The 21,833-nt window shown below is 56.3% G+C and carries 27 protein-coding genes and 1 pseudogene; 16 read left to right on the top strand and 12 right to left on the bottom strand.

Annotated features, from left to right (window positions below; translation table 11 throughout):
- Nucleotides 1-76: 76 nt before the first annotated feature.
- From ABJH13_RS02750 to ABJH13_RS02725, 6 genes are all read right to left on the bottom strand, one after another.
- Entirely contained in the window at nt 77-691 is a 615-nt protein-coding gene (locus tag ABJH13_RS02750) for a hypothetical protein (protein WP_348404708.1), read from the bottom strand.
- A 17-nt stretch (nt 692-708) separates the two neighbouring features.
- Nucleotides 709-1,143, bottom strand: a complete 435-nt coding sequence (locus tag ABJH13_RS02745; protein WP_348404684.1) for a VOC family protein — start codon at nt 1,141-1,143, stop codon at nt 709-711.
- Nucleotides 1,143-1,904, bottom strand: coding sequence for an alpha/beta hydrolase (locus tag ABJH13_RS02740; protein ID WP_348404683.1), 762 nt, complete (start codon nt 1,902-1,904; stop codon nt 1,143-1,145). The genes ABJH13_RS02745 and ABJH13_RS02740 overlap by 1 nt, the downstream gene beginning before the upstream one ends.
- Nucleotides 1,901-2,539: an NAD(P)H-dependent oxidoreductase gene (locus tag ABJH13_RS02735; protein WP_348404682.1), complete on the bottom strand. Its 639-nt coding sequence runs from the start codon at nt 2,537-2,539 to the stop codon at nt 1,901-1,903. The genes ABJH13_RS02740 and ABJH13_RS02735 overlap by 4 nt, the downstream gene beginning before the upstream one ends.
- 95 nt (nt 2,540-2,634) lie before the next feature.
- Nucleotides 2,635-3,789 (bottom strand): MFS transporter, encoded by a 1,155-nt coding sequence (locus ABJH13_RS02730; RefSeq protein ID WP_348404681.1) that lies wholly within the window; start codon nt 3,787-3,789, stop codon nt 2,635-2,637.
- A 194-nt stretch (nt 3,790-3,983) separates the two neighbouring features.
- The gene (locus ABJH13_RS02725) at nt 3,984-4,229 is read right to left on the bottom strand and encodes a hypothetical protein (RefSeq protein ID WP_348404680.1); all 246 of its coding nucleotides are present in this window, start codon (nt 4,227-4,229) and stop codon (nt 3,984-3,986) included.
- Between the two features lie 188 nt (nt 4,230-4,417).
- On the opposite strand from ABJH13_RS02725, the gene thrS reads away from it, so the two are divergent.
- From thrS to ABJH13_RS02700, 5 genes are all read left to right on the top strand, one after another.
- Entirely contained in the window at nt 4,418-6,364 is a 1,947-nt protein-coding gene (gene thrS, locus ABJH13_RS02720; protein WP_348404679.1) for a threonine--tRNA ligase, read from the top strand.
- 206 nt (nt 6,365-6,570) lie between these two features.
- Nucleotides 6,571-6,873, top strand: a complete 303-nt coding sequence (locus ABJH13_RS02715) for a DUF2282 domain-containing protein (RefSeq protein ID WP_348404678.1) — start codon at nt 6,571-6,573, stop codon at nt 6,871-6,873.
- A gap of 97 nt (nt 6,874-6,970) precedes the next feature.
- On the top strand, nt 6,971-7,825 hold the full coding sequence (locus ABJH13_RS02710) for a DUF692 domain-containing protein (RefSeq protein ID WP_348404677.1): 855 nt from the start codon (nt 6,971-6,973) through the stop codon (nt 7,823-7,825).
- Nucleotides 7,822-8,577 carry a DNA-binding domain-containing protein gene (locus ABJH13_RS02705; protein WP_348404676.1) on the top strand — a complete coding sequence of 252 codons (756 nt, stop codon included), beginning with the start codon at nt 7,822-7,824 and terminating at the stop codon, nt 8,575-8,577. The genes ABJH13_RS02710 and ABJH13_RS02705 overlap by 4 nt, the downstream gene beginning before the upstream one ends.
- The gene (locus ABJH13_RS02700; RefSeq protein ID WP_348404675.1) at nt 8,578-9,138 is read left to right on the top strand and encodes a DoxX family protein; all 561 of its coding nucleotides are present in this window, start codon (nt 8,578-8,580) and stop codon (nt 9,136-9,138) included.
- A 5-nt stretch (nt 9,139-9,143) separates the two neighbouring features.
- Here ABJH13_RS02700 and ABJH13_RS02695 read toward each other — a convergent pair whose 3' ends face one another.
- On the bottom strand, nt 9,144-9,461 hold the full coding sequence (locus ABJH13_RS02695) for an ArsC/Spx/MgsR family protein (RefSeq protein ID WP_348404674.1): 318 nt from the start codon (nt 9,459-9,461) through the stop codon (nt 9,144-9,146).
- Between the two features lie 185 nt (nt 9,462-9,646).
- Between ABJH13_RS02695 and ABJH13_RS02690 the strand changes: the two genes are divergently transcribed.
- On the top strand, nt 9,647-9,853 hold the full coding sequence (locus ABJH13_RS02690; protein ID WP_348404673.1) for a cold-shock protein: 207 nt from the start codon (nt 9,647-9,649) through the stop codon (nt 9,851-9,853).
- A gap of 148 nt (nt 9,854-10,001) precedes the next feature.
- Here ABJH13_RS02690 and ABJH13_RS02685 read toward each other — a convergent pair whose 3' ends face one another.
- On the bottom strand, nt 10,002-10,292 hold the full coding sequence (locus ABJH13_RS02685; protein WP_348404672.1) for a PilZ domain-containing protein: 291 nt from the start codon (nt 10,290-10,292) through the stop codon (nt 10,002-10,004).
- A 79-nt stretch (nt 10,293-10,371) separates the two neighbouring features.
- Nucleotides 10,372-11,286, bottom strand: a complete 915-nt coding sequence (gene thyX, locus ABJH13_RS02680; protein WP_348404671.1) for an FAD-dependent thymidylate synthase — start codon at nt 11,284-11,286, stop codon at nt 10,372-10,374.
- Between the two features lie 182 nt (nt 11,287-11,468).
- On the opposite strand from thyX, the gene ABJH13_RS02675 reads away from it, so the two are divergent.
- Genes ABJH13_RS02675 through ABJH13_RS02665 form a run of 3 tightly spaced genes read left to right on the top strand, consistent with a single transcriptional unit; the run spans nt 11,469 to nt 13,317 of the window.
- The gene (locus tag ABJH13_RS02675) at nt 11,469-11,897 is read left to right on the top strand and encodes a VOC family protein (RefSeq protein WP_348404670.1); all 429 of its coding nucleotides are present in this window, start codon (nt 11,469-11,471) and stop codon (nt 11,895-11,897) included.
- Nucleotides 11,897-12,598, top strand: a complete 702-nt coding sequence (locus ABJH13_RS02670) for a DUF1194 domain-containing protein (protein WP_348404707.1) — start codon at nt 11,897-11,899, stop codon at nt 12,596-12,598. The genes ABJH13_RS02675 and ABJH13_RS02670 overlap by 1 nt, the downstream gene beginning before the upstream one ends.
- On the top strand, nt 12,595-13,317 hold the full coding sequence (locus ABJH13_RS02665; protein ID WP_348404669.1) for a DUF1194 domain-containing protein: 723 nt from the start codon (nt 12,595-12,597) through the stop codon (nt 13,315-13,317). Before ABJH13_RS02670 ends, ABJH13_RS02665 begins: the two co-directional genes overlap by 4 nt.
- Here ABJH13_RS02665 and ABJH13_RS02660 read toward each other — a convergent pair.
- The 3 genes from ABJH13_RS02660 to ABJH13_RS02650 all read right to left on the bottom strand — a co-directional run bounded on the left by ABJH13_RS02660 (nt 13,311) and on the right by ABJH13_RS02650 (nt 14,578).
- Nucleotides 13,311-13,823: a winged helix DNA-binding protein gene (locus ABJH13_RS02660; RefSeq protein ID WP_348404668.1), complete on the bottom strand. Its 513-nt coding sequence runs from the start codon at nt 13,821-13,823 to the stop codon at nt 13,311-13,313. The two genes, ABJH13_RS02665 and ABJH13_RS02660, sit on opposite strands and share 7 nt — an antisense overlap.
- A gap of 97 nt (nt 13,824-13,920) precedes the next feature.
- Nucleotides 13,921-14,187 carry a succinate dehydrogenase assembly factor 2 gene (locus ABJH13_RS02655; RefSeq protein ID WP_348404667.1) on the bottom strand — a complete coding sequence of 89 codons (267 nt, stop codon included), beginning with the start codon at nt 14,185-14,187 and terminating at the stop codon, nt 13,921-13,923.
- Nucleotides 14,171-14,578 (bottom strand): helix-turn-helix domain-containing protein, encoded by a 408-nt coding sequence (locus ABJH13_RS02650; RefSeq protein WP_348404666.1) that lies wholly within the window; start codon nt 14,576-14,578, stop codon nt 14,171-14,173. Before ABJH13_RS02650 ends, ABJH13_RS02655 begins: the two co-directional genes overlap by 17 nt.
- 88 nt (nt 14,579-14,666) lie before the next feature.
- On the opposite strand from ABJH13_RS02650, the gene ABJH13_RS02645 reads away from it, so the two are divergent.
- The 7 genes and pseudogenes from ABJH13_RS02645 to ABJH13_RS02615 all read left to right on the top strand — a co-directional run bounded on the left by ABJH13_RS02645 (nt 14,667) and on the right by ABJH13_RS02615 (nt 21,704).
- Entirely contained in the window at nt 14,667-15,869 is a 1,203-nt protein-coding gene (locus tag ABJH13_RS02645; protein ID WP_348404665.1) for a pyridoxal phosphate-dependent aminotransferase, read from the top strand.
- Between the two features lie 13 nt (nt 15,870-15,882).
- Nucleotides 15,883-16,290, top strand: a complete 408-nt coding sequence (locus ABJH13_RS02640) for a hypothetical protein (protein ID WP_348404664.1) — start codon at nt 15,883-15,885, stop codon at nt 16,288-16,290.
- A gap of 290 nt (nt 16,291-16,580) precedes the next feature.
- On the top strand, nt 16,581-17,735 hold the full coding sequence (locus ABJH13_RS02635; protein ID WP_348404663.1) for an ABC transporter substrate-binding protein: 1,155 nt from the start codon (nt 16,581-16,583) through the stop codon (nt 17,733-17,735).
- Between the two features lie 89 nt (nt 17,736-17,824).
- A complete protein-coding gene (locus tag ABJH13_RS02630) occupies nt 17,825-20,614 on the top strand; it encodes a HAMP domain-containing methyl-accepting chemotaxis protein (protein ID WP_348404662.1) in 2,790 nt (929 codons plus the stop codon).
- Between the two features lie 121 nt (nt 20,615-20,735).
- Nucleotides 20,736-21,021 (top strand): annotated as a pseudogene (locus tag ABJH13_RS02625) (transposase); the annotation flags it as partial.
- 26 nt (nt 21,022-21,047) lie between these two features.
- Nucleotides 21,048-21,458, top strand: coding sequence for an IS66 family transposase zinc-finger binding domain-containing protein (locus tag ABJH13_RS02620; RefSeq protein WP_348404661.1), 411 nt, complete (start codon nt 21,048-21,050; stop codon nt 21,456-21,458).
- Nucleotides 21,459-21,470: 12 nt separating this feature from the next.
- Nucleotides 21,471-21,704: a hypothetical protein gene (locus tag ABJH13_RS02615; protein WP_348404660.1), complete on the top strand. Its 234-nt coding sequence runs from the start codon at nt 21,471-21,473 to the stop codon at nt 21,702-21,704.
- Nucleotides 21,705-21,833 lie beyond the last annotated feature (129 nt).

Here is a 21,833-nt window from a genome sequence, read left to right as displayed (position 1 = left end):
TCATATGGCCTCCCCCATGGTTAGCGCCACAGGCCACACTGGCCCGCGCGGTCCATAATCGCAAGGCCCGCCTGCGTTAGGGGTATGTGATCGCGCAAAGACCGGGAAAATCCGCATACCGCGCGCGTCGCTGCGCCAGCGGTTCAACCGGGTCATAGCCCGCGCGCAGCAACATCCCCCGTGGCGCGATATAGCTAGAGATTGTGCGCAAAGGCCGGGGTCGCCAGACCAGATTAAACGCCGCAAGTTTCGGGAAAAACCACATCTCGGAATAGGGCAAATGGTCGTGGATCCACCAAGCCAGATCTCGCCAATCCCTGCCCGCTTCGTATTGGTCGGTGAACCACGGGATCGCCAGCGAGGTACCCGCGATCGCATCATCGCCGCGCCCCCTGTCCCAGATATGGCATTCGATAGGGTTGTCGTTGGCCGCGCAATTCAGTTTGTGCGCATTGCCGTACCCGTTCACTTCGGGCGACCGATATCCGGACCGTATCGCAAGACGGCCAAATGTGGCCTCTAGTGGATCCAACAGATCAACGCACAACCGGCGCCCGTTTTCTATGGCCAGATCAGGGTCGCGCGGCACGTTTGGGACGCGGTGCATATTGCTGATTTCAGAATAGAGAAAATCCCGCATATAAAAATGTTTCGACAAACGCACGCGGCCCAATGTTTCGAGGCTCCACATGGATTTGGGGCGGCGCATCATTCGGCCTCGTAGCCCAACCACCGGAATGCGCCATCCGCACGCAGTGGCGAAAACGGGTTGTATGCGATTTCCCAGATATGGCCTTCGGGATCGGCGAAATAGCCATGGTGCCCGCCCCAAAACACATCCTGCGCGGGTTTGAGCAGACGTGCGCCGGCCTCTTGCGCGCGGGTCAAAATCTCGGCGACTTCGGGTTTTTGTCGAACGTTATGGCCCAATGTGCTTGCACCATGCCCAAGCTCAGCGACCGGCACGCCGATGTCTTCGGCCAATTTGTCCAGCGGGTACAGGCCCAGCGTCTGGCCGATCAAATCATAGGCCACGACACCTTCGGGCGACGGCGTGCGCGCCCAGCCCAAGGCATCGTAAAACAGCGCAAGTGCCGGCACATCGCGGGCACCAAGCGTGATCAGGCTTGTACGTTGTTGCATCAATCTGCCCCCTCCGCGTGGCTAAGCACATCAGTAACGGCCTGTTCAATCAGCCGCAAACACGCGTCATCCGAAAACCGGTGATCGGCGTCTTTGACCAACGTCAGTTGCATATCCGGGCAGGTCGCATGATCCAGCAACCGCAGCGCGGTTTGCGTGCTGACGGCGCTATCGGCGGTGCCTTGCAAACAGCGCACCGGGCACGGCAGATGCAGCGGACCCCGCAACACCAGATTGCGCCGCCCGTCTTCGATCATGCGGCGCGTGACGATATAAGGGTCCATGTAGTCAGATGGCAGCTCAACCTGCCCTGCCTCCATAACCTGTTGTTTTTGGGCCTCCGAAAACCCCGCCCAATACCCGTCTTCGGTGAAATCCGGCGCCGCGGCGATGGTCACCACCCCCGCCAGACGGTCAGGCACACGGCGGGCCAGCAACAGCGCCTGCCACCCCCCCATCGATGACCCAACCGGCACGATAGGCCCGTGCGTCAACGCATCAACAATCGCATATGTATCCTCGGCCCAATCGCCAATTGCACCGTCTTCAAAGCGGTTCGAAGACTGCCCGTGGCCCGAATAATCAAACCGCAAGAACCCCCGGCCCGTGCGTTTGGCCCATGCCTCTAGGTGCACCGCTTTGGTGCCCTCCATGTCTGATTTCAGCCCCCCCAGAAACACGATACAAGGGCCGCGCCCCGGTGTCAGATGGTAGGCCAGACGACGCCCCTTTGGGCCATCGAAAAATGCAGCTGTCGTCACGAAGGTATCCTTTTGCCTTGATCGTCCCCGCAACCTGCAACAGGTCGCAGCGCCTTTCCTGCGTCATATGCACGTGCCAACAGGGCGTCTCGTCGCGCCGCCGACCCCGTTGCGCCATGTAACAGCACAAGGTCCCGCCGCACAAAGCCGAAATACCCGAATGTGCCGCCCATCCATATGGTCTCGAGCGCGGACGTATACCCACGGTCGTGCATTTCGTCAGACCGCGCGCCCGCTGGCACCAGCAACAGCCCGCGTCGGGGGCGTTGCAAGGACACCTCTGGGTCATCGAGTTGATCATAGGCCCAACCCCACGTCCAAACTCTGTCTACCCAACCTTTGGTCATTGCGGGCATGCCCCACCAAAACAACGGAAACACAAACGCCACCGCATCTGCGCGTGCGATCCGGTCGTGTTGCGCGCGGATGTCTGGTGGGGGCCCGCCACCGTTACCACCACCCTCACCATCGCCGTTGATGTCGGCCATTGACCACAGCGGGTCAAAGCCTTCGGCGTGCAGGTCGGCCAATTCGACCGTATGGCCCGCACTTTGCGCCCCTTGATGAAAGGTCTGAGCCACCGCGGCGCTAAACGATTTGGGGTTGGGGTGGTCCAGAATGGTAAGAACATGCATTGTGTATTCCGTCCGCTGCGCCGCTTGGGCGGGTGTGCAATGGGCCGCCGCTGGTTGGTGCGGAAACTGCGCGCGCCAGTGATCGAGGTGTGCGTTCAGGCCGCCCGCGTATCGCGACGCCAGCGCGTGTAGGCCAACGCGCCTTCCATCATGCTTAGGATCACCGCGATGATCAAGAGCACCCCGAACCCCGCCGCATCAATCACCTCGCCTGCCAAAAACGGGAACCCAAAGATGCCCACAAAATACGACAGCCCAAACATCTGCAAGGTTGCCGCCGTCAGGTCGGGGCGCGCGTCATTGGCCGCCATCGCTTTGACGATCGGATAGGCCACCCCATAGCCGACCCCGAACAAGACCGAGGCCAGCAGGTATAACGTCAGATGGGTCGATTGCAGCGACAACACCCCCACCGCCAGTGTCATGACCCCCATCAACCCGGCGATCACCCCATAAGGCACCCACGCGCTGATCATCCGCGCCATGGCCAACCGACCGACAATAACCGTCACTGTATAGGCCAGAAAAAACAACGCATAGCTTTGCCCGTTTGCATCGGCATAGACCGTCTGAAAATTCGAAATCGCGGCGAATACGGCGCCCCCCAACCCCACCATCACGATAGGGCGCCATGCAGGCGAACGTAAAACCTGCAGCCCCGTGCGCAGGGACAGATCACTTTCTACGTCTGCTTTGGTGACGCGCAGCCCCGCCATGCTGGGCCTTAGGGCGGCAAATATCGCCGCGCAGACAAGGCACGATACTGCGACAAACCAGAAGGCTTGTGGCACGCCAATCACGTATCCGATCACAGGGCCGACCCCGATACCCGCGATTACGAATGTCGACATCCATGTGAAATACACAACCCGCCGGTCCGACGTCAGCACCTGCGCCAAGGTGATCGGGCCCAGCACATAAAACACGCCCCACCCCAGCCCAAGCAACGCTCCTGCGATGTATATCTGCGCACCGACAGATGATGCCGTTGCAAATAGCGCCAGGCTCGCCGCGCAGACCACACCCGACCCGGCCAGAGGCAGCATAAAGCCCGCGCGTTTCGTGAGTGCGCCCAAAAACAGCACGACCACCAAGGTGACCAGCGCGCTACCCCCCAGCACCGCACCAACATCCCCCGTCGTGCCGCCAATAGACGCGACCAGATCGGGCAATAAAAAGGTCAACCCGTAGGTCGCCGATTGCAGAAAACAGGCCGGCATAAAGACCTGGATGAATCTGTGAAACATCATCTGATGCGGGACCATTGCATTGGGAGCGTTTCACGTGCGGTAACAGAATGACCTGCGCTGCGAAAGGGACAGCGGCGCGGGGGCAGCACGCCTTCGTGTGGTAGGTCAAAAGGGGCAAGATTTATGGGCAAAAGATCGCGTTGGGTTTGGCGACCCAGACGTCAGCCAAACCGCGGTATGCGCGCGCGTATCCGTTAGCCGCTGACGTAGGCCGCCTTTTCGGGGCGGTAAAAGACCTTTTGGTTGTGCAACCGCCCCAAAAGCTCTGCATTCTCGCGTTGGTCGGCTTCGATCACCGCGATGGATGGTAGATCTGCGGGGGTATCATCCGACAGCGCCCGCCGCATCTTGCACAATTCGCGCCCACGCGCCCGCAGAGCTTCTTCGATCAAATCAACGTCACGGATGCTCAGATCAAATGTCCGGTTGTAGCGCGGCATAGAGGTTCACCTTTGGTCAATACAGGTTAACATGCGTCGGAACTACCACATGGAATGTCGCAGTCAACGTATTCATGGGTATACATTGCCCTGACCGCTTGACTTTGACCGCCCCACGCCGCATCAGCGCCGCACATAACCCGCAACCGGGCGTCTCGTAGGCGCCAAACTGACGAGGAGCGCCTGACATGGCCCAGATCTCTCTCACCTTTCCCGATGGCAACGCACGCGATTATGACGCCGGTATCACCGCAGGCGACGTCGCAGCCAGCATATCCACGTCGCTGCGCAAAAAGGCGATCTCTGCGACCGTAAACGGCGCGCATCACGATCTGGCCTGGCCGATTGATGCAGATGCCACCATCGCCATCCACACCATGCAAGACGAAGATCAGGCCAACGAATTGGTGCGCCACGATCTGGCCCATATCATGGCCCGCGCCGTGCAAGAGATTTGGCCGGACACCAAGGTCACCATCGGTCCGGTGATCAAGGACGGCTGGTATTATGACTTTGACCGCGCAGAGGCGTTTACTCCCGAAGATCTGAGCCTCATCGAGAAAAAGATGAAGGAAATCATCAACAAGCGCGAGCCCGTGCGCACCGAAGTCTGGGACCGCGCGCGTGCGATCAAGCATTACGAAGATCTGGGCGAGCCTTACAAGGTCGAATTGATCGAAGCGATCCCCGGCGACGAGCCGCTGCGCATGTATTGGCATGGTGACTGGCAAGATCTGTGCCGGGGTCCGCACTTGCAACACACCGGTCAGGTGCCGGGTGATGCGTTTAAATTGATGTCCATTGCCGGTGCTTATTGGCGCGGTGACAGCGACCGCGCGATGTTGCAACGGATCTACGGTGTGGCATTCACCGGCAAGGAAAAGCTGCGCGCGCATTTGAATATGCTCGAAGAGGCCGCCAAACGCGACCACCGCAAGCTGGGCCGCGAGATGGGTCTGTTCCATATGCAAGAAGAGGCAACGGGGCAGGTTTTCTGGCACCCCAACGGTTGGAAAATCTACACCACCCTAATGGATTACATGCGCCGGATGCAGACCCAAGACGGCTATCACGAGGTCAACACCCCCGAAGTGGTTGACCGTAAACTGTGGGAAGCCTCGGGCCATTGGGACAAATACCAAGAGAACATGTTCATCGTTGAGGTCGACGAAGAGCATGCGCGCGAAAAGGCCGTGAACGCCCTAAAGCCCATGAACTGCCCCGGTCACGTGCAGGTCTTCAACCAAGGTCTCAAATCTTACCGCGATCTTCCGTTGCGGATTTGCGAATTTGGCGCGTGTCACCGGTATGAACCCTCGGGCGCGCTGCATGGTATCATGCGGGTGCGCGGATTTACCCAAGACGACGGGCATATTTTCTGCGGCATGGATCAGATCGAATCTGAGACCAAAAAGTTCATCGCCTTTTTGGCCAAGGTCTACGCCGATTTGGGGTTCGAAAACTGGACGGTGAAATTGTCGACCCGCCCGGAAAAACGGATCGGGTCGGATGAAACCTGGGATGTGCTCGAAAAATCGCTGGGGGATGCGTGTAACGCTGCCGGATATGAGTTCGATCTGCTGCCCGGCGAAGGCGCGTTTTATGGCCCCAAGCTCGAATTTACCCTGACCGACGCGATCGGGCGCACTTGGCAATGCGGCACGCTGCAGGTCGACACCAATATGCCAGAACGCCTGGGTGCTAGCTACATCGGTCAAGACGGCAGCAAACACATGCCCGTCATGTTGCACCGCGCCACGCTGGGGTCGTTCGAACGTTTTATTGGTATCTTGATCGAAGAGCACGCAGGCAAATTGCCGTTTTGGCTGGCACCGCGGCAGGTGGTTGTGGCGTCGATTATCTCGGACGCAGATGACTATGTGCACGAGGTCGTGGCCATGCTCGTGGCGGCAGGCGTGCGCGCTGAAGCCGATATTCGCAACGAAAAGATCAACTACAAAGTGCGCGAACATTCCGTTGGGAAGGTCCCGGTTATTTTGGCGGTTGGGGCCCGTGAGGTCGAAGAACGGACCGTCACAGTCCGGCGTTTGGGTGAAAAACAGACCCGCGTAGAGGCGTTGACAGATGTTGCACAGACCCTTGGCCGCGATGCCACGCCACCCGACCTTTTGTAACATTTCGTGTACGACACCGGGCCCAACCATGGCGCGAGTAGGGATTTTGTAACATTTTGGCGGGTAGAAGGAGATTTCTATGGGTGACGGTCACCTTCCACTGACGCCAGCGTGACACACGCGGTCGTGAATGGATTGTCTGTTCCCCAAGATCTATTCTTTGATCTATTCTTGGCCACATCGGTCCACAAATAGGGAAGTACACCATGTCAAAAACCATGAAAACCGTTGCAATCGCCGGTGCCGTCGCCGCTGCTATGGCTGCACAAGTAACCACCGTTGACGCCGCGTCCAAAGAGAAGTGCTTTGGTGTGTCGCTTGCAGGCGCGAATGATTGCGCCGCAGGCCCCGGCACAACTTGCGCAGGCACATCCACGGTTGATTACCAAGGCAACGCCTGGACGCTGGTAGACGCAGGCACATGCGCCGAAATCGAATTGCCACAACAGGCAGATGGCTCCGCACGCCACGGCGCGCTCGAAGAACTGTCTCGCGATCTGCCCGCATAAGGCGACGATGTGATACGAATTGAGACCCGGCGGCACCCCGCCGCCGGCGTTTCACGGCCTGTTGATACGCAGAACCCGAATTTTTCGGAGAGCTACGATGCTGGATAACACCCCTCGGTTCGACCGCCTGCCTCCCGCCCCCGGCGTGGGTTACAAACCTCAGCATTTCAACGAGTTGCGTGCAGACCCCGGCCCCGTCCGGTGGATCGAAGTACATGCGGAAAACTACATGGGCGACGGCGGGCGACCCCTCGCGCAGCTGCGCGCGCTGTCGGAACAATTCGCGCTGTCGGTGCATGGTGTCGGGTTGAGCATTGGCGGCGAAGGTGCGCTTGATGCAGACCATCTGGCGCGGCTGAAACATCTGGTGAGCTGGTCGAAACCTGCAAGTTTCTCGGAACATCTTGCGTGGTCCACGCATGGGGCCGAATTTCTGAACGATCTGCTTCCCCTGCCCTACACCACCGTGACCCTGGCCCGCGTGGCCGAACATATTGATCAAGTTCAATCGGCATTGGGCTGTCAAATGTTGCTGGAAAATCCATCCAGCTATCTGGCCTTCGCTGAAAGCACTTGGTCAGAAACGGATTTCTTGCGGGAATTGGTGCGGCGTACGGGCTGCGGGTTGCTGCTAGACGTCAATAACGTGTTCATTTCAGCCACGAATTTGGGCCTGTCCACCCAAGATTACATAAACGCCTTCCCGCTGGATGCCGTTGGCGAAATTCACGTCGGGGGCCACGACGAAGAACACGACGACCACGGCGCCCCATTGTTGATCGACAGCCACGGCAAGCCCGTGGATGATCCCGTTTGGGCGCTGTTGGACATGACATTAGAAAAATCCGGCCCTCGCCCCGTACTGGTTGAATGGGATACGGATGTCCCCGATTGGCCCACTTTGCGTCGCGAAACAGAACGTGCTGCGCTGGCACTGTCGCCGGCAAAATGACCGTCTCGCAGACCAGTTTCCGGCAGGCAGTGCTGGATCCGTCCCAAGCAGTGCCCGATGGCCTGATAGACGGGGCCGATGGTCCTGCAGGTCGCCGGTTTTCCGTGTATCGCAATAACGTGGTCGTGTCCCTGACCGAAGCGCTGCGCACGGCTTTCCCATTGGTGCACAAACTTCTGGGCGGGGCCACATTCGGCCAGTTGGCCGCTATATTTGTGCGCGCACATCCACCTGCCTCACCTATGATGATGCATTACGGCGCGGCCCTGCCGGATTTTCTTGCCGGTTTCGCGCCTCTTGCCCAAATTGGATATCTGGCTGATTGTGCGCGTCTTGATCTGGCGCTTCGGTCCTCTTATCACGCGAGCGACTGCGCCCCCCTATCGGCGGAAAAATTGCAATGTGACCCCGAAGATCTGATGCAGTTACAGTTGGCTCTGGCCCCTGCGACCCAAATTATCCGCTCCAGCTGGCCGCTCTATGACATTTGGAAAATGAACACCGTCGAAGGCGCGCCCAAACCCCGCGCCGTCGCGCAAAATGTTCTCATCACCCGGCCAAACTTCGATCCGACCCCCCATCTGTTGCCCCCCGGCGGGGCCACATGGTTGGAACAGTTGCACAAGGGGTACCCCCTTGGCGAAGCGACTGAAACTGCGCAAATGGCCACCCCTGATTTTGATCTCACCCAGACATTGTCTGTGGCGCTACACACCGGCGCGCTGACAGACCATCACACAAAGGACCATTAAATGATCTCTCTCTACGCTTCCGTGACAGACCGGCTTGGCAAATCGGACTGGCTGCTGACAACATTGGCGCGCTTCGTGTTTGCGGCTGTCTTGTTGATGTATTTCTGGGCCTCGGGGGTGACAAAACTGGGCGATGGTTTCTTGGGCCTGTTTCAACCGTCAGTGGGGGCCTATGCGCAAATTTTCCCCAAGGTGATGGAGACCGTCACCTATGATACGTCGCAGTTGTCACTCTTTCATTGGGCCGTCGTGGTGGCCGGAACTTGGGCGGAATTCATCCTGCCGGCATTGATCGTGGTTGGTTTGTTCACCCGACTGTCAGCGCTGGGTATGATCGGCTTTATCGTCGTACAAAGCCTGACAGATCTGATCGGCCATGGCGGCTTTGAACACCTCGAAACGGTTGGCGCTTGGTTTGACCGTCTGCCCAACAGCGCGATCCTTGACCAACGTGCGTTCTGGATCTTTGTGTTGTTGGTCTTAGTGATCAAAGGTGCCGGGCCGCTTTCGCTTGATCGCCTGCTCAAAAACCGCGTGTCTGCATCCGACCCAACGACCTGAGCAGGTTAAGCAACACCCAACGCCTGCTGAACATTGCGCGTCCACCCCAGATGCATGTCGTCCCCGACAACGATCAGGGGACGTTTCATCAAACTGGGGTGCGCTTTCAACAGATCTAAATGAGGCTGCGCGCGCGCCGCCTCGTCTAGGCCGCGCCATGTGGTCGAACGTGTGTTCACCAATGCAGCGCCAAAACGCTCATACGCCTGCCCCAAAACATCATCAGAAATACCGTCTGCACGTACGTCAACAAGCTCCGCACTTGGCAGGGCCTTCATCGCTTTTCGACAGGTGTCGCAGTTTTTCAAACCGTAAAGCAGCATATTTTACTCACATTTCTAAGAATTTCAGCAAAACAAGATTATTTTTTTGCCCGTTTTTCTTGATTTTTACACAGCATGCGCAATCTTTTAAAGGGCATTTAAACCCAAGATATTGGGCAAATTCATAGAGAAACTGTCCGGGCACTCCTGTGGCAGATCAACAAGGCAAAGGAGGCACGGAATTTATGCCAAATGGCACCGTGAAGTGGTTCAACACCACAAAAGGGTATGGTTTCATTGCGCCAGACGAAGGCGGATCTGATGTGTTTGTACATATTTCAGCCGTGGAACGCTCTGGGCTGCAAGGGCTACCTGACGACCAAAAAGTCAGCTTCGAGTTGGAAGAAGGGCGTGACGGGCGCCATATGGCGAGCGATCTGAAACTGCTTTAGGTTGTCTGCGGGTAACAAGCCGCTCTGGATCCGACAAAGGCCTTGTTCGGTCAGACAAAACAGACAGTAATTTCAGGTAGCAAGTTCAAAACCCATGCAACCTCGGTTGGTGCCCTGGCTCTCTGGGTATAGGCGCCAACACGTTTCTTTAACGTATGGGTTGCCCAACCAAGCGGCGCAGGATCGTCAATATTTGCGGCCCAAGGCGCGTTTGGAAAACGACCCCCGACGCGGTGCCTTTGCGCCAAACCACCTTGGCCGGCAACCGATGATGAATAACCTGCAACGTTACGGTGGCCCCCACCGCAATCTGCGGCGCACCTTCAAGACCAACGCCTTCGTCATGCACATTCATGATTGTCACACGATGCGATCCCCCACCAACGAGTAGGTTTGCCGAATATCGCGTCGGCGCGCGGTTCTTGCGCCAGAGTTGCATTGCAAAGCCCTTCACAGCCGTAAGACTGACGATAACTTAGCAAAAGAGAGTTAAGGCTCGGATAATCAGAGCAACCCGGTCATTTGGGATCGCCGACCACCCCCACAAACTCACGCCATTCGCCTTTGGACATACCCGACGTTTCTTGGGTCACGTTTTCGCCCGCCAACATCTTTTTGATGCACTCCAAAGCCCGGCCTGACAGGGTTGCGCCCCCCAAACGGTAGTCCTCAAAAGCGCCATATGCGGCAGGCACCCAATCTGCGACCATGGCACAGATTGCTTCGGCGTAGACGCGGATCTCGTATTGCGCATGCGCATCGGCACGTAGGCGCAAGAAATGGAACAGATTGTGCAAATCTACCTTCCAATACCACTGCGTATAGACATTCGCAGGCAGGTTCATGCGGGCTAATTCGCGGGCCAACCCTTGCTGCCCATCTTGGGAAATCATCTCGTCGTAGTGATCGTAGCAGCGCATCGCATCGTCCTGCAGATACCGCAAAACGCGTTGCGCTTCTTCACCAGTCAGCGCCTCGCCACGACCTTGGTTATTCACAACCGACTGGGCGGCCAGATCTTCGGCCGCAGGGATGTAAAATTCACGGTCCAAGATCGAATAACGGGCGGAATATTCATTCACGTTGGCCGTCCGGTGACGGATCCACTGGCGGGCAACAAACACCGGTAATTTCACATGCAATTTCAGCTCGCACATCTCAAACGGCGTAGAATGCCAATGGCGCATCAGATACCGGATCAGCCCTTCATCATTCTGAACAGATTTGGTGCCGCGCCCATAAGACACACGGGCGGCTTGGCAAATCGCCGCATCGTCGCCCATATAGTCGATGACCCGGACAAACCCATGATCCAGAACCGGTTGGGCGGTATACAAATGCTTTTCCATGCCCGGCGCAGTGGCACGCAGGGTTTGCGTGCTTTGGCTGCGCTGCTCTTCGATTTCGGCCTGATGTTCGGGGGTCAGCGGCATGGGAAAGATCCTTTCGGCGGCGTGAGTCGGGGCGACTATATCTGGAGGATGCGATACGCGGAACACCTATATGGTGTATTCTGAAAAAGCCACAACCCATAGGCCGCATCAGGCCCATGTGACTGGTGTCCGCCCGCGACCGTGTTAGTATCTCGGAACATCAAAAATTGAGGAGAGACGGTATGAGCCTGAAGTATCTGCACACGATGGTCCGCGTCAAAGATTTGGAGGCTTCGATCGCGTTCTATGCGCTTTTAGGCTTAAAAGAGACCCGCCGCACGGACAGTGAAGGCGGCCGGTTCACGTTGGTTTTCATGGCCGCCCCCGGCCAGGAAGACTGCCCGATCGAGTTGACCTATAACTGGGATGGGGACGCCGGGTTGCCCGGCGACAGCCGTCATTTCGGCCATTTGGCATACCGCGTCGGCAATATTTACGAGGTCTGCCAGCACCTTATGGACAACGGTGTGACCGTTAACCGCCCCCCCCGCGATGGGCATATGGCGTTTGTCCGGTCGCCCGATAATATCTCGATCGAGCTGCTGCAAGAGGGTGACGACCTTGCCCCTGCGGAGCCTTGGGCGAGCATGGAAAACACTGGTCACTGGTGATCCGCGCGGGTTTCATTTCTGCGGTGTTTCTGGGCGGTCCGGCAATAGCGGACTGCCGGCTGGCCTTGGTTTTGGCGTTAGATGTGTCAAGTTCCGTGGATGCCGCAGAAGACCTGTTGCAACGGGGCGGTCTCGCGGCCGCCCTGATGTCTGACGATGTGCGCGATGCGGTTTTCGCGACCGACGACCACGTGGCGCTTGCGATCTACGAATGGTCGGGCCGCCACAATCAGAAGCTGCTGTTGGATTGGCGTATCATCGATACCCCTGCGGCGTTGTTCGGCGCGGCCAGCGTCATTCGTCATAGCACGCGGAGCCACAATGATTTCCCCACGGCGATGGGTTACGCTCTGGGATATGGGGTCGGTGTGTTCCGGCGTGGGCCGCAGTGCCATAACCGGACGCTTGATATGGCTGGTGATGGGAAAAACAATGAAGGGTTTGGGCCCGCGCAGGCCTATGCCGCATTTCCCTTTGACGATGTGACGGTCAATGGGTTGGTCGTGCATGTGGCGGATGATCCAGCCCAGACCGGTTTGATCGCATATTACCGATCGCAAGTTTTGCACGGCCCCGGCGCGTTTCTTGAGATTGCCCAAGGTTTTGAAGATTACGAACGTGCGATGCGACGCAAACTGGTGCGGGAATTGACCCCGCCTGTGATTGGGTCGCTTACCCCACAACAGGGGACACAGGGATGAACTACATTCGGCGCGCGCTCTTTGGTTTATTCGCGGCTCCCGCCTTGGCGGGTCCGTCTTTTGCTGAGTGCCGTCAGGCACTTGCGCTTGGTCTTGATGTGTCGGGGTCAGTCGATTTACGGGAATACCGGTTGCAATTGGATGGTCTGGTCTCAGCCCTGAATGACCCCGATGTAACACACGCGATATTGGCTATGCCCAATGCGCCGGTCATGTTGATGGTTTTCGAATGGAGCGGCCGTGACGATCAGGCCATTTTAGTACCATGGACAAGCTTGGTTGACGATGCTGCGCTTTTGGATGTCAGCAACGCATTGGCAGACACAACACGACGGGCTGCAACGCCGGGAACGGCACTCGGAACGGCGATGCAATACGGTGCGGCACAGTTGGATGAAAAAGGCGCGTGTTGGAAACGGACACTGGATATATCCGGCGACGGGCCATCAAATCTGGGCCCCCGCCCGCGGGATATAAAAGAGGCCATCGGCGCGCGTGGTATCACCATCAATGCACTGGTTATCGGGTCAGCGGCTGTTCCTGCGGATAGTCAACGTCAAATAGGGATTGATGCGCTAGCGTCTTATTTTGCCGCCGAAGTGATCACCGGGCCGGATGCGTTTGTCCAAATGGCCCGGGGTTTTGACGACTATGGAGCTGCGATGACGGCCAAGCTCAAACGAGAGATTGAAGGCATGACCATCGGCGCGCTTCAGTAGATATAACGGATCTGGTCTGACCAATACCGCTCCATCCGTTTGAGGGATCGCGTGATGTCATCAATGCCGTCCGGCCCCAAGACGCCTTTGGCTTCCAGCCCGTCCGCATGACGTGAGAACAGGTCTGACACCACATGGCGAATTTTCTGGCCTTTTTCCGTGAGTTTCACCCGGACAGACCGGCGATCAATCTCACAGCGTTGGTGATGCATATACCCTGCATCCACCAGCTTTTTCAGGTTATAGCTGACGTTGCTGCCCTGATAGTAACCACGGCTTTTCAATTCGCCAGCGGTGACCTCGTTGTCGCCAATGTTGAACAACAGCAATGCTTGCACCGCGTTGATCTCAAGCACGCCAACCCGCTCAAACTCATCTTTGATGACGTCCAGCAGCAGGCGGTGCAACCGCTCTACCAGCGACAACGCCTCCAGATAGTTGTTCATGAAGCCTTCAGTGCGGCTCATCGTTGACGCGTCTGACGGGATTTGGTCCTGAATACTCATTTACGGCACGCTCCGACTCTTTCCAATTTGGTCAGAATTTGCATGAGAAACGCCAATAATTCGTTAAAAACAGTCGAACAAACCGTACGTTGTGGTATCAGGCCGTCATTCCCGGCAGCTGTTTCGCGATCATGGCAATCAAATTACTATAGTGATCGGGCGCAGGGGTTTGACCGCTAACCCATTGATAAAGGTCATGGTCATTCTCGTTTAGCATCTCTTCATAGCGGTCAAGATCGGCGCTCTCCATATCGGCCAAATTTGCTTCCGAAAAAGGTTGCAGGATCACATCCATCTCCTTGATCCCTCGCCGCATAGACCGCATTTTTAACCGCTTGATACGGGTTTCACGCTGCTCGCTCATGTCCGGCATCCTTCAAAGCTGTCCGTAATTTCTTCTCAAGACGCGCCATTTGTTCGACCCGCGCCAACATATCCGTGCGCAATTCACGCAGTTCATTCAGAATTTCATGGGCCGACGCCGGTAACGTGGCTTCTTCCATCGGCGCATCCAGACCTTCGCCCTGCCCGTTGATCAACCACATCATCGACACATTCAACAAACCCGCCATCATCGACAACCGATTGGCGCGCGGTTCGCTCAGGTCGTTTTCCCACGATCGTAAGGTCGCGACACGCACCCCCAAACGGCGCGCCAACTGTGCCTGGGTCATTTCTGCCACCTCACGGGCGGCCGCCACACGGTCTCCGAAGGTCGCGGTATCGGGGCCATACCAGTCCTGAGTATCTTGCATGCTGTGATCTCCTTTGTGATGATCGCGCTTGAACGGCGGCACTCTGCCCCCTACTACTCGGTCCTGATCTTACCAACCAGAGGCCGAAATGGAATTCCTGTCTACGACACTTGCCCGCGTCAAACCGTCTCCTACCATTGCTGTAACAACCAAGGCGGCAGAATTGAAGGCTGCAGGGCGCGATGTCATCGGCCTGGGCGCTGGTGAACCGGATTTTGACACACCACAAAACATCAAAGATGCCGCCGTGGCCGCGATCGCAGATGGCAAAACGAAATACACCGCGGTCGACGGCATTCCCGAACTGAAACAAGCTATCTGCGCAAAACTCAAGCGCGACAATGATCTGACCTACACGCCCGCACAGGTCAGCGTCGGCACCGGCGGCAAACAAATCCTGTATAACGCGTTGATGGCCACGCTGAACGAAGGCGACGAGGTCGTGATCCCCGCACCCTATTGGGTCAGCTACCCCGATATGGTGTTGTTGGCCGGCGGCACCCCTGTTGTGGCCGAGGCGTCGTTGCAGACGGGGTTCAAGCTGACCGCCGATCAGCTCGAAGCCGCGATCACCGACAAAACCAAATGGCTGATCTTCAATTCCCCCTCAAACCCCACCGGCGCAGGCTATACCCGCGACGAACTGAAACAGCTAACAGACGTCTTGCTGCGCCACCCCCATGTCTGGGTTATGACAGACGATATGTATGAACATCTGGTCTATGATGACTTCGAATTCTGCACCCCAGCACAGGTCGAACCCGCGCTCTATGACCGGACGCTTACGGTGAACGGCGTCAGCAAGGCCTATGCCATGACCGGCTGGCGCATTGGCTATGCCGCAGGGCCTGAAGACTTGATCAAGGCGATGCGCAAGGTGCAATCGCAATCCACTTCGAACCCCTGTTCGATCAGCCAATGGGCCGCCGTCGAGGCCCTAAACGGCCCGCAGGATTTCATCGCCCCCAACAACGAGATGTTCGCACGTCGTCGCGATTTGGTGGTTAAAATGCTAAACGACGCCGAAGGCATCCGTTGCCCGGTGCCGGATGGCGCGTTCTACGTTTATCCGTCCATCGCGGGCTGCATTGGCAAAACATCGGCGGGCGGCGTGAAAATCAACGATGACGAAACATTCGCCACCGCACTGCTCGAAGAAACCGGTGTCGCCGTGGTGTTTGGTGCGGCGTTTGGTTTGTCTCCGAATTTCCGGGTCAGCTATGCCACATCCGACGCGGCCCTGACCGAAGCCTGCACGCGCATCCAAACCTTCTGTGCGGGATTGACCTGATTGAGGCACGTGAATGACGGCTGATCTGCCCGAGTATTACTTTCGAATCCGCGAAAATGGCGCGGCGGTGTTTCGTGTTGATACGCAAAACCGCCAACGCCGGATCGAGATGGAGCAGATCGCCGTTCTCAACATGCGCAACGGAGAGATCAAACCGCAGGGCGGTCGGGTCTTGTCGGATGCGGACAAACGGGCCATCGCAGACTGGATGAATACGCGCAAAACCGTCCTTACTGCGCGCGATTCGGATCAGATCAACCGGACGGTGGACCACCTGAACCTGACCGCTCAATGGGCACAATCACGCGCCACCCCCGAGCAGCTCGAAACCATCACAGATGCGCTTTTACTGGCCATGCATGACCTAAGGTCTGTGTTAGTGCGCAAGAAAGCGGATCGGCACACGTCCCATCGCGATTAAGCAACAAGCTATTGGAAACAAAGGCTGATATATCACGCAGGCGGAGTGGAAAATTGCTCAAATTCGATTAATCCCTGCCACGGTTTTGGCTCAAAAATATATATGCAGTTTTCAGAAGTCCTTTACTACCTTGTTTTAAAATATTTTTTTCAACCTGCTGTAATGTGCGAACACCTCAAGGCATAGGACACGCCAGCTAACCTCTCACGCAGGCTGATCCTCCTTTAAGTGTTTTTTGATACTTTGCGGTGCTTTTGGGCGCAGATAGTCACAAAACTCAGGACGATATTATGCTCCATCTTTCCCGCGCGGCGGCCTTTGCCGCATGTGCTCTGACTGCTGCCCCACTCGCCGCCGATCAAGGCGTAACCGACACTGAAATCCGGCTCGCGCAGGTCGCAGCCCTCGAAGGGCCTGCCGCTGCTTTGGGCACTGGCATGCGCCAAGGCATGTTGGCCGCATTTGAAGAGGCCAACCGCGCGGGCGGCATTCATGGGCGCACGATCAGCCTGACCAGCATGGATGACGGGTACGAGCCTGATCGCTCTGTGTCGCACACACGTTCCGTAATCGAAGGCGATGACTATCTCGCATTGGTCGGCCCGGTCGGCACGCCAACAACCAAAGCCACCCAACCTCTTGCAACACAAGCCGGAATGCCAATGATTGCGCCCTTCACCGGGGCCGGTTTCCTGCGCGATCCTTCATTACAAAATGTGGTAAACGTGCGCGCAACATACGACGCCGAAACCCAAGCTTGGGTGGATTACCTGGTTGATGAGCTTGGACACACAGACATCGCGATCTTGTTTCAAGATGACGGGTTTGGTCGCGTAGGTTTGTCCGGCGTGAAAAAAGCGCTGGAAGCCCGTGGCATGTCTTTGGTCGCCGAAGGCAGCTATACCCGTAACACCGTCGCTGTTAAGTCGGCGCTGCTGGATATTCGCAAAGCAAAACCGCAAGCCGTGGTTATGGTTGGCGCGTATAAGCCACTGTCAGAGTTTATTAAACTGTCGCGAAAAATGAAAATGGATCCGACATTTGTGACCATTTCGTTTGTCGGATCCAAAGCGCTGGCCGCCGAACTGGGCCCCGACGGAGACGGCGTCATTGTCAGCCAAGTCGTGCCAGAGCCTTGGGACACCAACCTGCCCATCGTCGCAGAATACCAAGCGGCTCTCAGCGCGCTTGAAGCCACAGCAGAGCCAGGTTTTGTTTCCTTGGAAGGCTATGTCGCCGGTCGTCTTGTGATCGAAGGCTTGCGCCAAACTGGGGCAGATCTGTCGCGTGAAAGCTTCACCAACGCCATGAACACGCTTGGTACGTTAGACCTAGGCGGGATGACCTTGAGCTTTGGCCCAGGCGACAACCAGGGATCGGACGACGTGTTTTTGACCCGCATTCTGGCCGACGGCAGCTTTGAGGCAATGCGTCCCGGAAGCTAACACAATGGCCCGCCGTTATGGCGGGCCATTCCCAAACACCTGTGCGCTAGCCGCCTCCAGCATATCTCGAAGTAGAAGGTCACTTCCCTATGAGCTCCGCCGTTTCAAACCTCTTTGGTTCAGTTCTCATGCGCCTTGCATTGATAGTTGGGGCTCTAGCAACGATGACCGCCGCCGCGATTGTCATCGGCTGGATGGTTTTTCAATCTATGGCGAGCCATATGACCGAGCTTTCACACGAGCGGTTACCGGAGCTGCGCAAAAGCGCCCACGTTGTTGCCGCAGCAGACCGTGTTCGCGCAACCCTCACGAACATCCTCACAGCATCCACGTCTGAAGAAGTCGATAGTCTACTTGGCAGGACAAACCTGGTGTTGGCAGAGTTGGATTCGGCGGCTGAAAGCTTAGGGACCGAACGCAAAGCGATGCTTGCAGACAAGATCGCACAAACCGAAACCGCGCTCGCCTCGCTTAGAGAGGCGCGTCTGGAACAATTTTCCCGCGCAGATGCTTTGTCGGCACGTGTCGATGCAGCATTGTCGCTGTCAACTCAGACCAGTGCGCTGCTAGATCAAGCTACCGACGATGCATATTTTGATTTGGTGCTCGGCTCCGACGATACTATCGCACAGATCGATGGCACGCTTTCACTGCTTATTGAGCGAGATTTCGCAGCATATCAAGCGACGTTGCAGGTGCGCGCGGAAATCAATCTGTTGTCAGGTTTGGCCATCAGCGTGATGCAAACCAATGATCCCGCCATACTTTCAATTTTGACAGATCTTTCTGATGCGGCAATAGGCGAACTCCAAAACCTTTTGCCTGTCATCGCGGATGCAGGAGGCGCGCCCACTCTCTATGAGACCGTAGAAAACGCGCATAACGAATTCGAGAAACTCTTTGGCCAGAACCGTTCGCTATTGCGCCCCCAGAGCATTCTAGCCCTACGGCAGCAAACTGACACAGCGCTCGCAACTGCGTTGGACGACATATACTTTGAACTCGTGATCAACAGCGATGACGCGAAGACAACCAACGAACAGAGCATTCGCAATTTGATGGATGGTCAAGTCAACCGCATACGACAACAAGCGGCTCTCGACTCTGCTGTAAAATCGTTCTTTGCCTCCGCGATTCAAACCGCATTGGCTCGCAACATCGTCGAGTTGGGCAACCTGCAGGGCGCCCTAACATTGAGCAGCGTTCAATTAGAAGAAGCTATGACCGGTGCACCGGACGATGTCATCGAGAACCTTCAAACTATTATTCGGATCGCGGATCCTGAAACTGGCATCGCCGCAACCCGCGCCGCAGCATTCGAAGCAAGTGAAAAAGTACTCAATTCCACACAGAGTGCGACTCAAGCCGTGCGTGAAATCGCATCCGTGATAAATACATTCGCTGCAGGTGCGCAGGATGCGATCGATACAGCGGCTGCACAGCTTGATGCCGAAGCCGCGCATGCAAAGAAACAAATGCAACAAATTGGCCTCGCGAGCCTTGTGCTCGTTATTCTTGCTCCGTTCTTTATTTGGCGGATGGTGACGGGCCCCTTAAACAAAGTCACTTCGGTGACCGAGCGGTTAGCACAAGGTGACCTATCGCCTATCGAAGGCTTGGGAAAACAAAAAGGCGAAATTGGGCGTTTGGCACGGGCTTTGGAGGTGTTCAGAACCGGTGCTTTAGAACGCATTCAACTGCAAGAACAAGAACAGGAGCGCCAAAAACAGGCAATGGACGCCGAACGCGCAGCAGAAGTAGCCCAACAAGAAGCAGCAAATCGCGAACGCGAAGCACAAGCCAAACGTGAACGCGATGAAAGAGATCGCGAGGCTGCAGAACTGGCGCGCAATGAAGAACTTCGTGCAACCACAGAAGCCGAACGCAAGGCTCATGCCGAGGAACAAGAAGCCGTTGTGAAACAATTAGCAAACGGCTTACAACGCTTATCGGCAGGTGATTTATCGCACCAAATTTACGAAGAATTCCCCGGCGCGTATGAAGCCTTGAGGCAGGATTTCAACGGTGCCGTTGCAAACCTGTCCGGTCTAATACGTCAAATTGGGGATAGTGCGGGCAACATCGACGCCAGCAGCGGGGAGATTGCGTCTTCGTCTCTTGACCTATCTCATCGAACCGAAAAAGCAGCGGCGACGTTGGAAGAAACTGCCGCGGCTTTGAGTGAACTTACAAGCAGTGTTTCGTCCGCAGCGCGTGGTGCATCAGACGCCAACATGACGGTCGAGACGGTGAAAAAGGACGCAGAAAACAGTCAGGAAGTCATGCAGGACGCAGTCGACGCAATGAGTGAAATTGAAGCCTCGTCCTCAAAGATCACAAAAATTGTGGAAGTCATCGATTCCATCGCATTTCAAACCAACCTACTCGCGCTAAACGCCGGAGTGGAGGCTGCAAGAGCAGGCGAAGCTGGGCGCGGGTTCGCGGTTGTCGCCTCGGAAGTTCGAACCCTTGCACACCGCTGTGCAGAAGCCGCGTTGCAGATTAGCCAACTCATTTCGGAATCTGCTGGACATGTCGAGAATGGTGTCTCGTTGATTGATAAAACCAATACAGCCTTGGACACGATACTTGGTGGGATCATCAATGTGTCTCAAAATGTTGCCGACATTGCCAACTCCACGAATGAACAATCTACCGGCATTGCCGAAATCAACACCGCTGTAGATCAACTAGATCGGTCAACGCAGCACAACGCAGCGATGTTTGAAACCACGACCGCAGCCAGTCAGGCGCTTACTGATGAGGCAAGTCAACTGGCAACTCTTGTTGCTGGTTTTGTGGTCGATTCTTCGACACCTAAAAGCATCAGAAGCTCATTGCACCGACACAACGATGGCAACAAGGATACAGCCGCTTAACTTCAATGCCCCGGTCCACAAATATTGTGTACCATTGATAATGGACATCCGGTAATCTCTCCGGGAATTATTGGTGTTCAAAAGTAGAATTTTCTCGGCAAGATATCTGAGGAGATTTACGATGAGGAACAGACGATCCAGCGACGCGCTGATCATGCATTGCCCGGCGGGCGATCCTGAAGCAAGTGGAGGGCGATGTACCGGTTTCTGAACCATGCCGCGAGCATGACATGAGCGCTGCCAGTTTTTACAAATGGTGTGCGAAGTTTGGCGGTATCGGCGCGTCGATGTTTTCTGAGATGAAGGATATGGCCGAGGAGAACCCCCTTCTGAAGCGAATATACGCCGAGATGAGCATGTCCGAGACGATTTGCTGGAGGCGCTTGGAAAAAGCGCTGAGGCCATCCACTGTCAGGTAGGGTACTACGCAGCAATGTCCCGAGAGGGTCTGGAACGGCGCGAACAGGTTTTGTCACCCGAGGAGAGTTGTGCTTGCGGTGGTGCGTTGCGCCAAGTCGGCGAGGACATCACCGAAGAACTGGAATACATCATTAACCGCTTCGTCGTGAACAAAGTCATCCGCCCACGTATGGCCTGCAAGGCCTGCGAGCGCTTTACCCAAGCTGATCTGCCTTCACGACCTATCAAACGTGGTCGGCCCGGCTCTGGCCTTTTGGCGTACATACTGGTCGGCAAGAAGTGCAATCACCTGCCGCTTGACCAACAGTCCAAAATCTACGCCCGAGATCAAATAGGCCTGCATCGCTCCACACTCGCCGATTGGGTGGGGCATATCTGCATTGGTATGCATAATCCTCGACAGCCGCCCGCTGTCTGTTCTTGAAGGCGTCGGCGTATGGGCAATGCGCAGTCTGTGATCCTTCCAATAGCGCTGCTTTTGTCACCAATTTGCGCATTACTGCGAATTGTTCTCGGCTTGGTGTTTGAGCAGTCGGCTAAGGTCGCAACGACTGCTGGGGCGGATGTCGGCATCATTGGCGCAACTGTCTTCGCTTACTCGAGCAAAGATGGCGCAGCTTGGTGGCTAGCCTTATTGGTTGATTTTATCACAACGCTTGGAAGTGTCTGAAACTCTTTGTATGGGGTTCGGCCCATGCTATTGAGACGGGTCATCTGTTGAACCGTTCTGGATAAAGAATGGCGAACTGATTGCGAGCGGCAACCCATTCCCTGACGCACCACCCAGCTTTCTCAAAGC

Origin of the sequence: Roseobacter sp. (genome assembly GCF_039970775.1) — a bacterium.
Taxonomy (GTDB): Bacteria; Pseudomonadota; Alphaproteobacteria; order Rhodobacterales; family Rhodobacteraceae; genus Roseobacter.
This window is presented reverse-complemented; position numbering and strand designations above follow the sequence as displayed.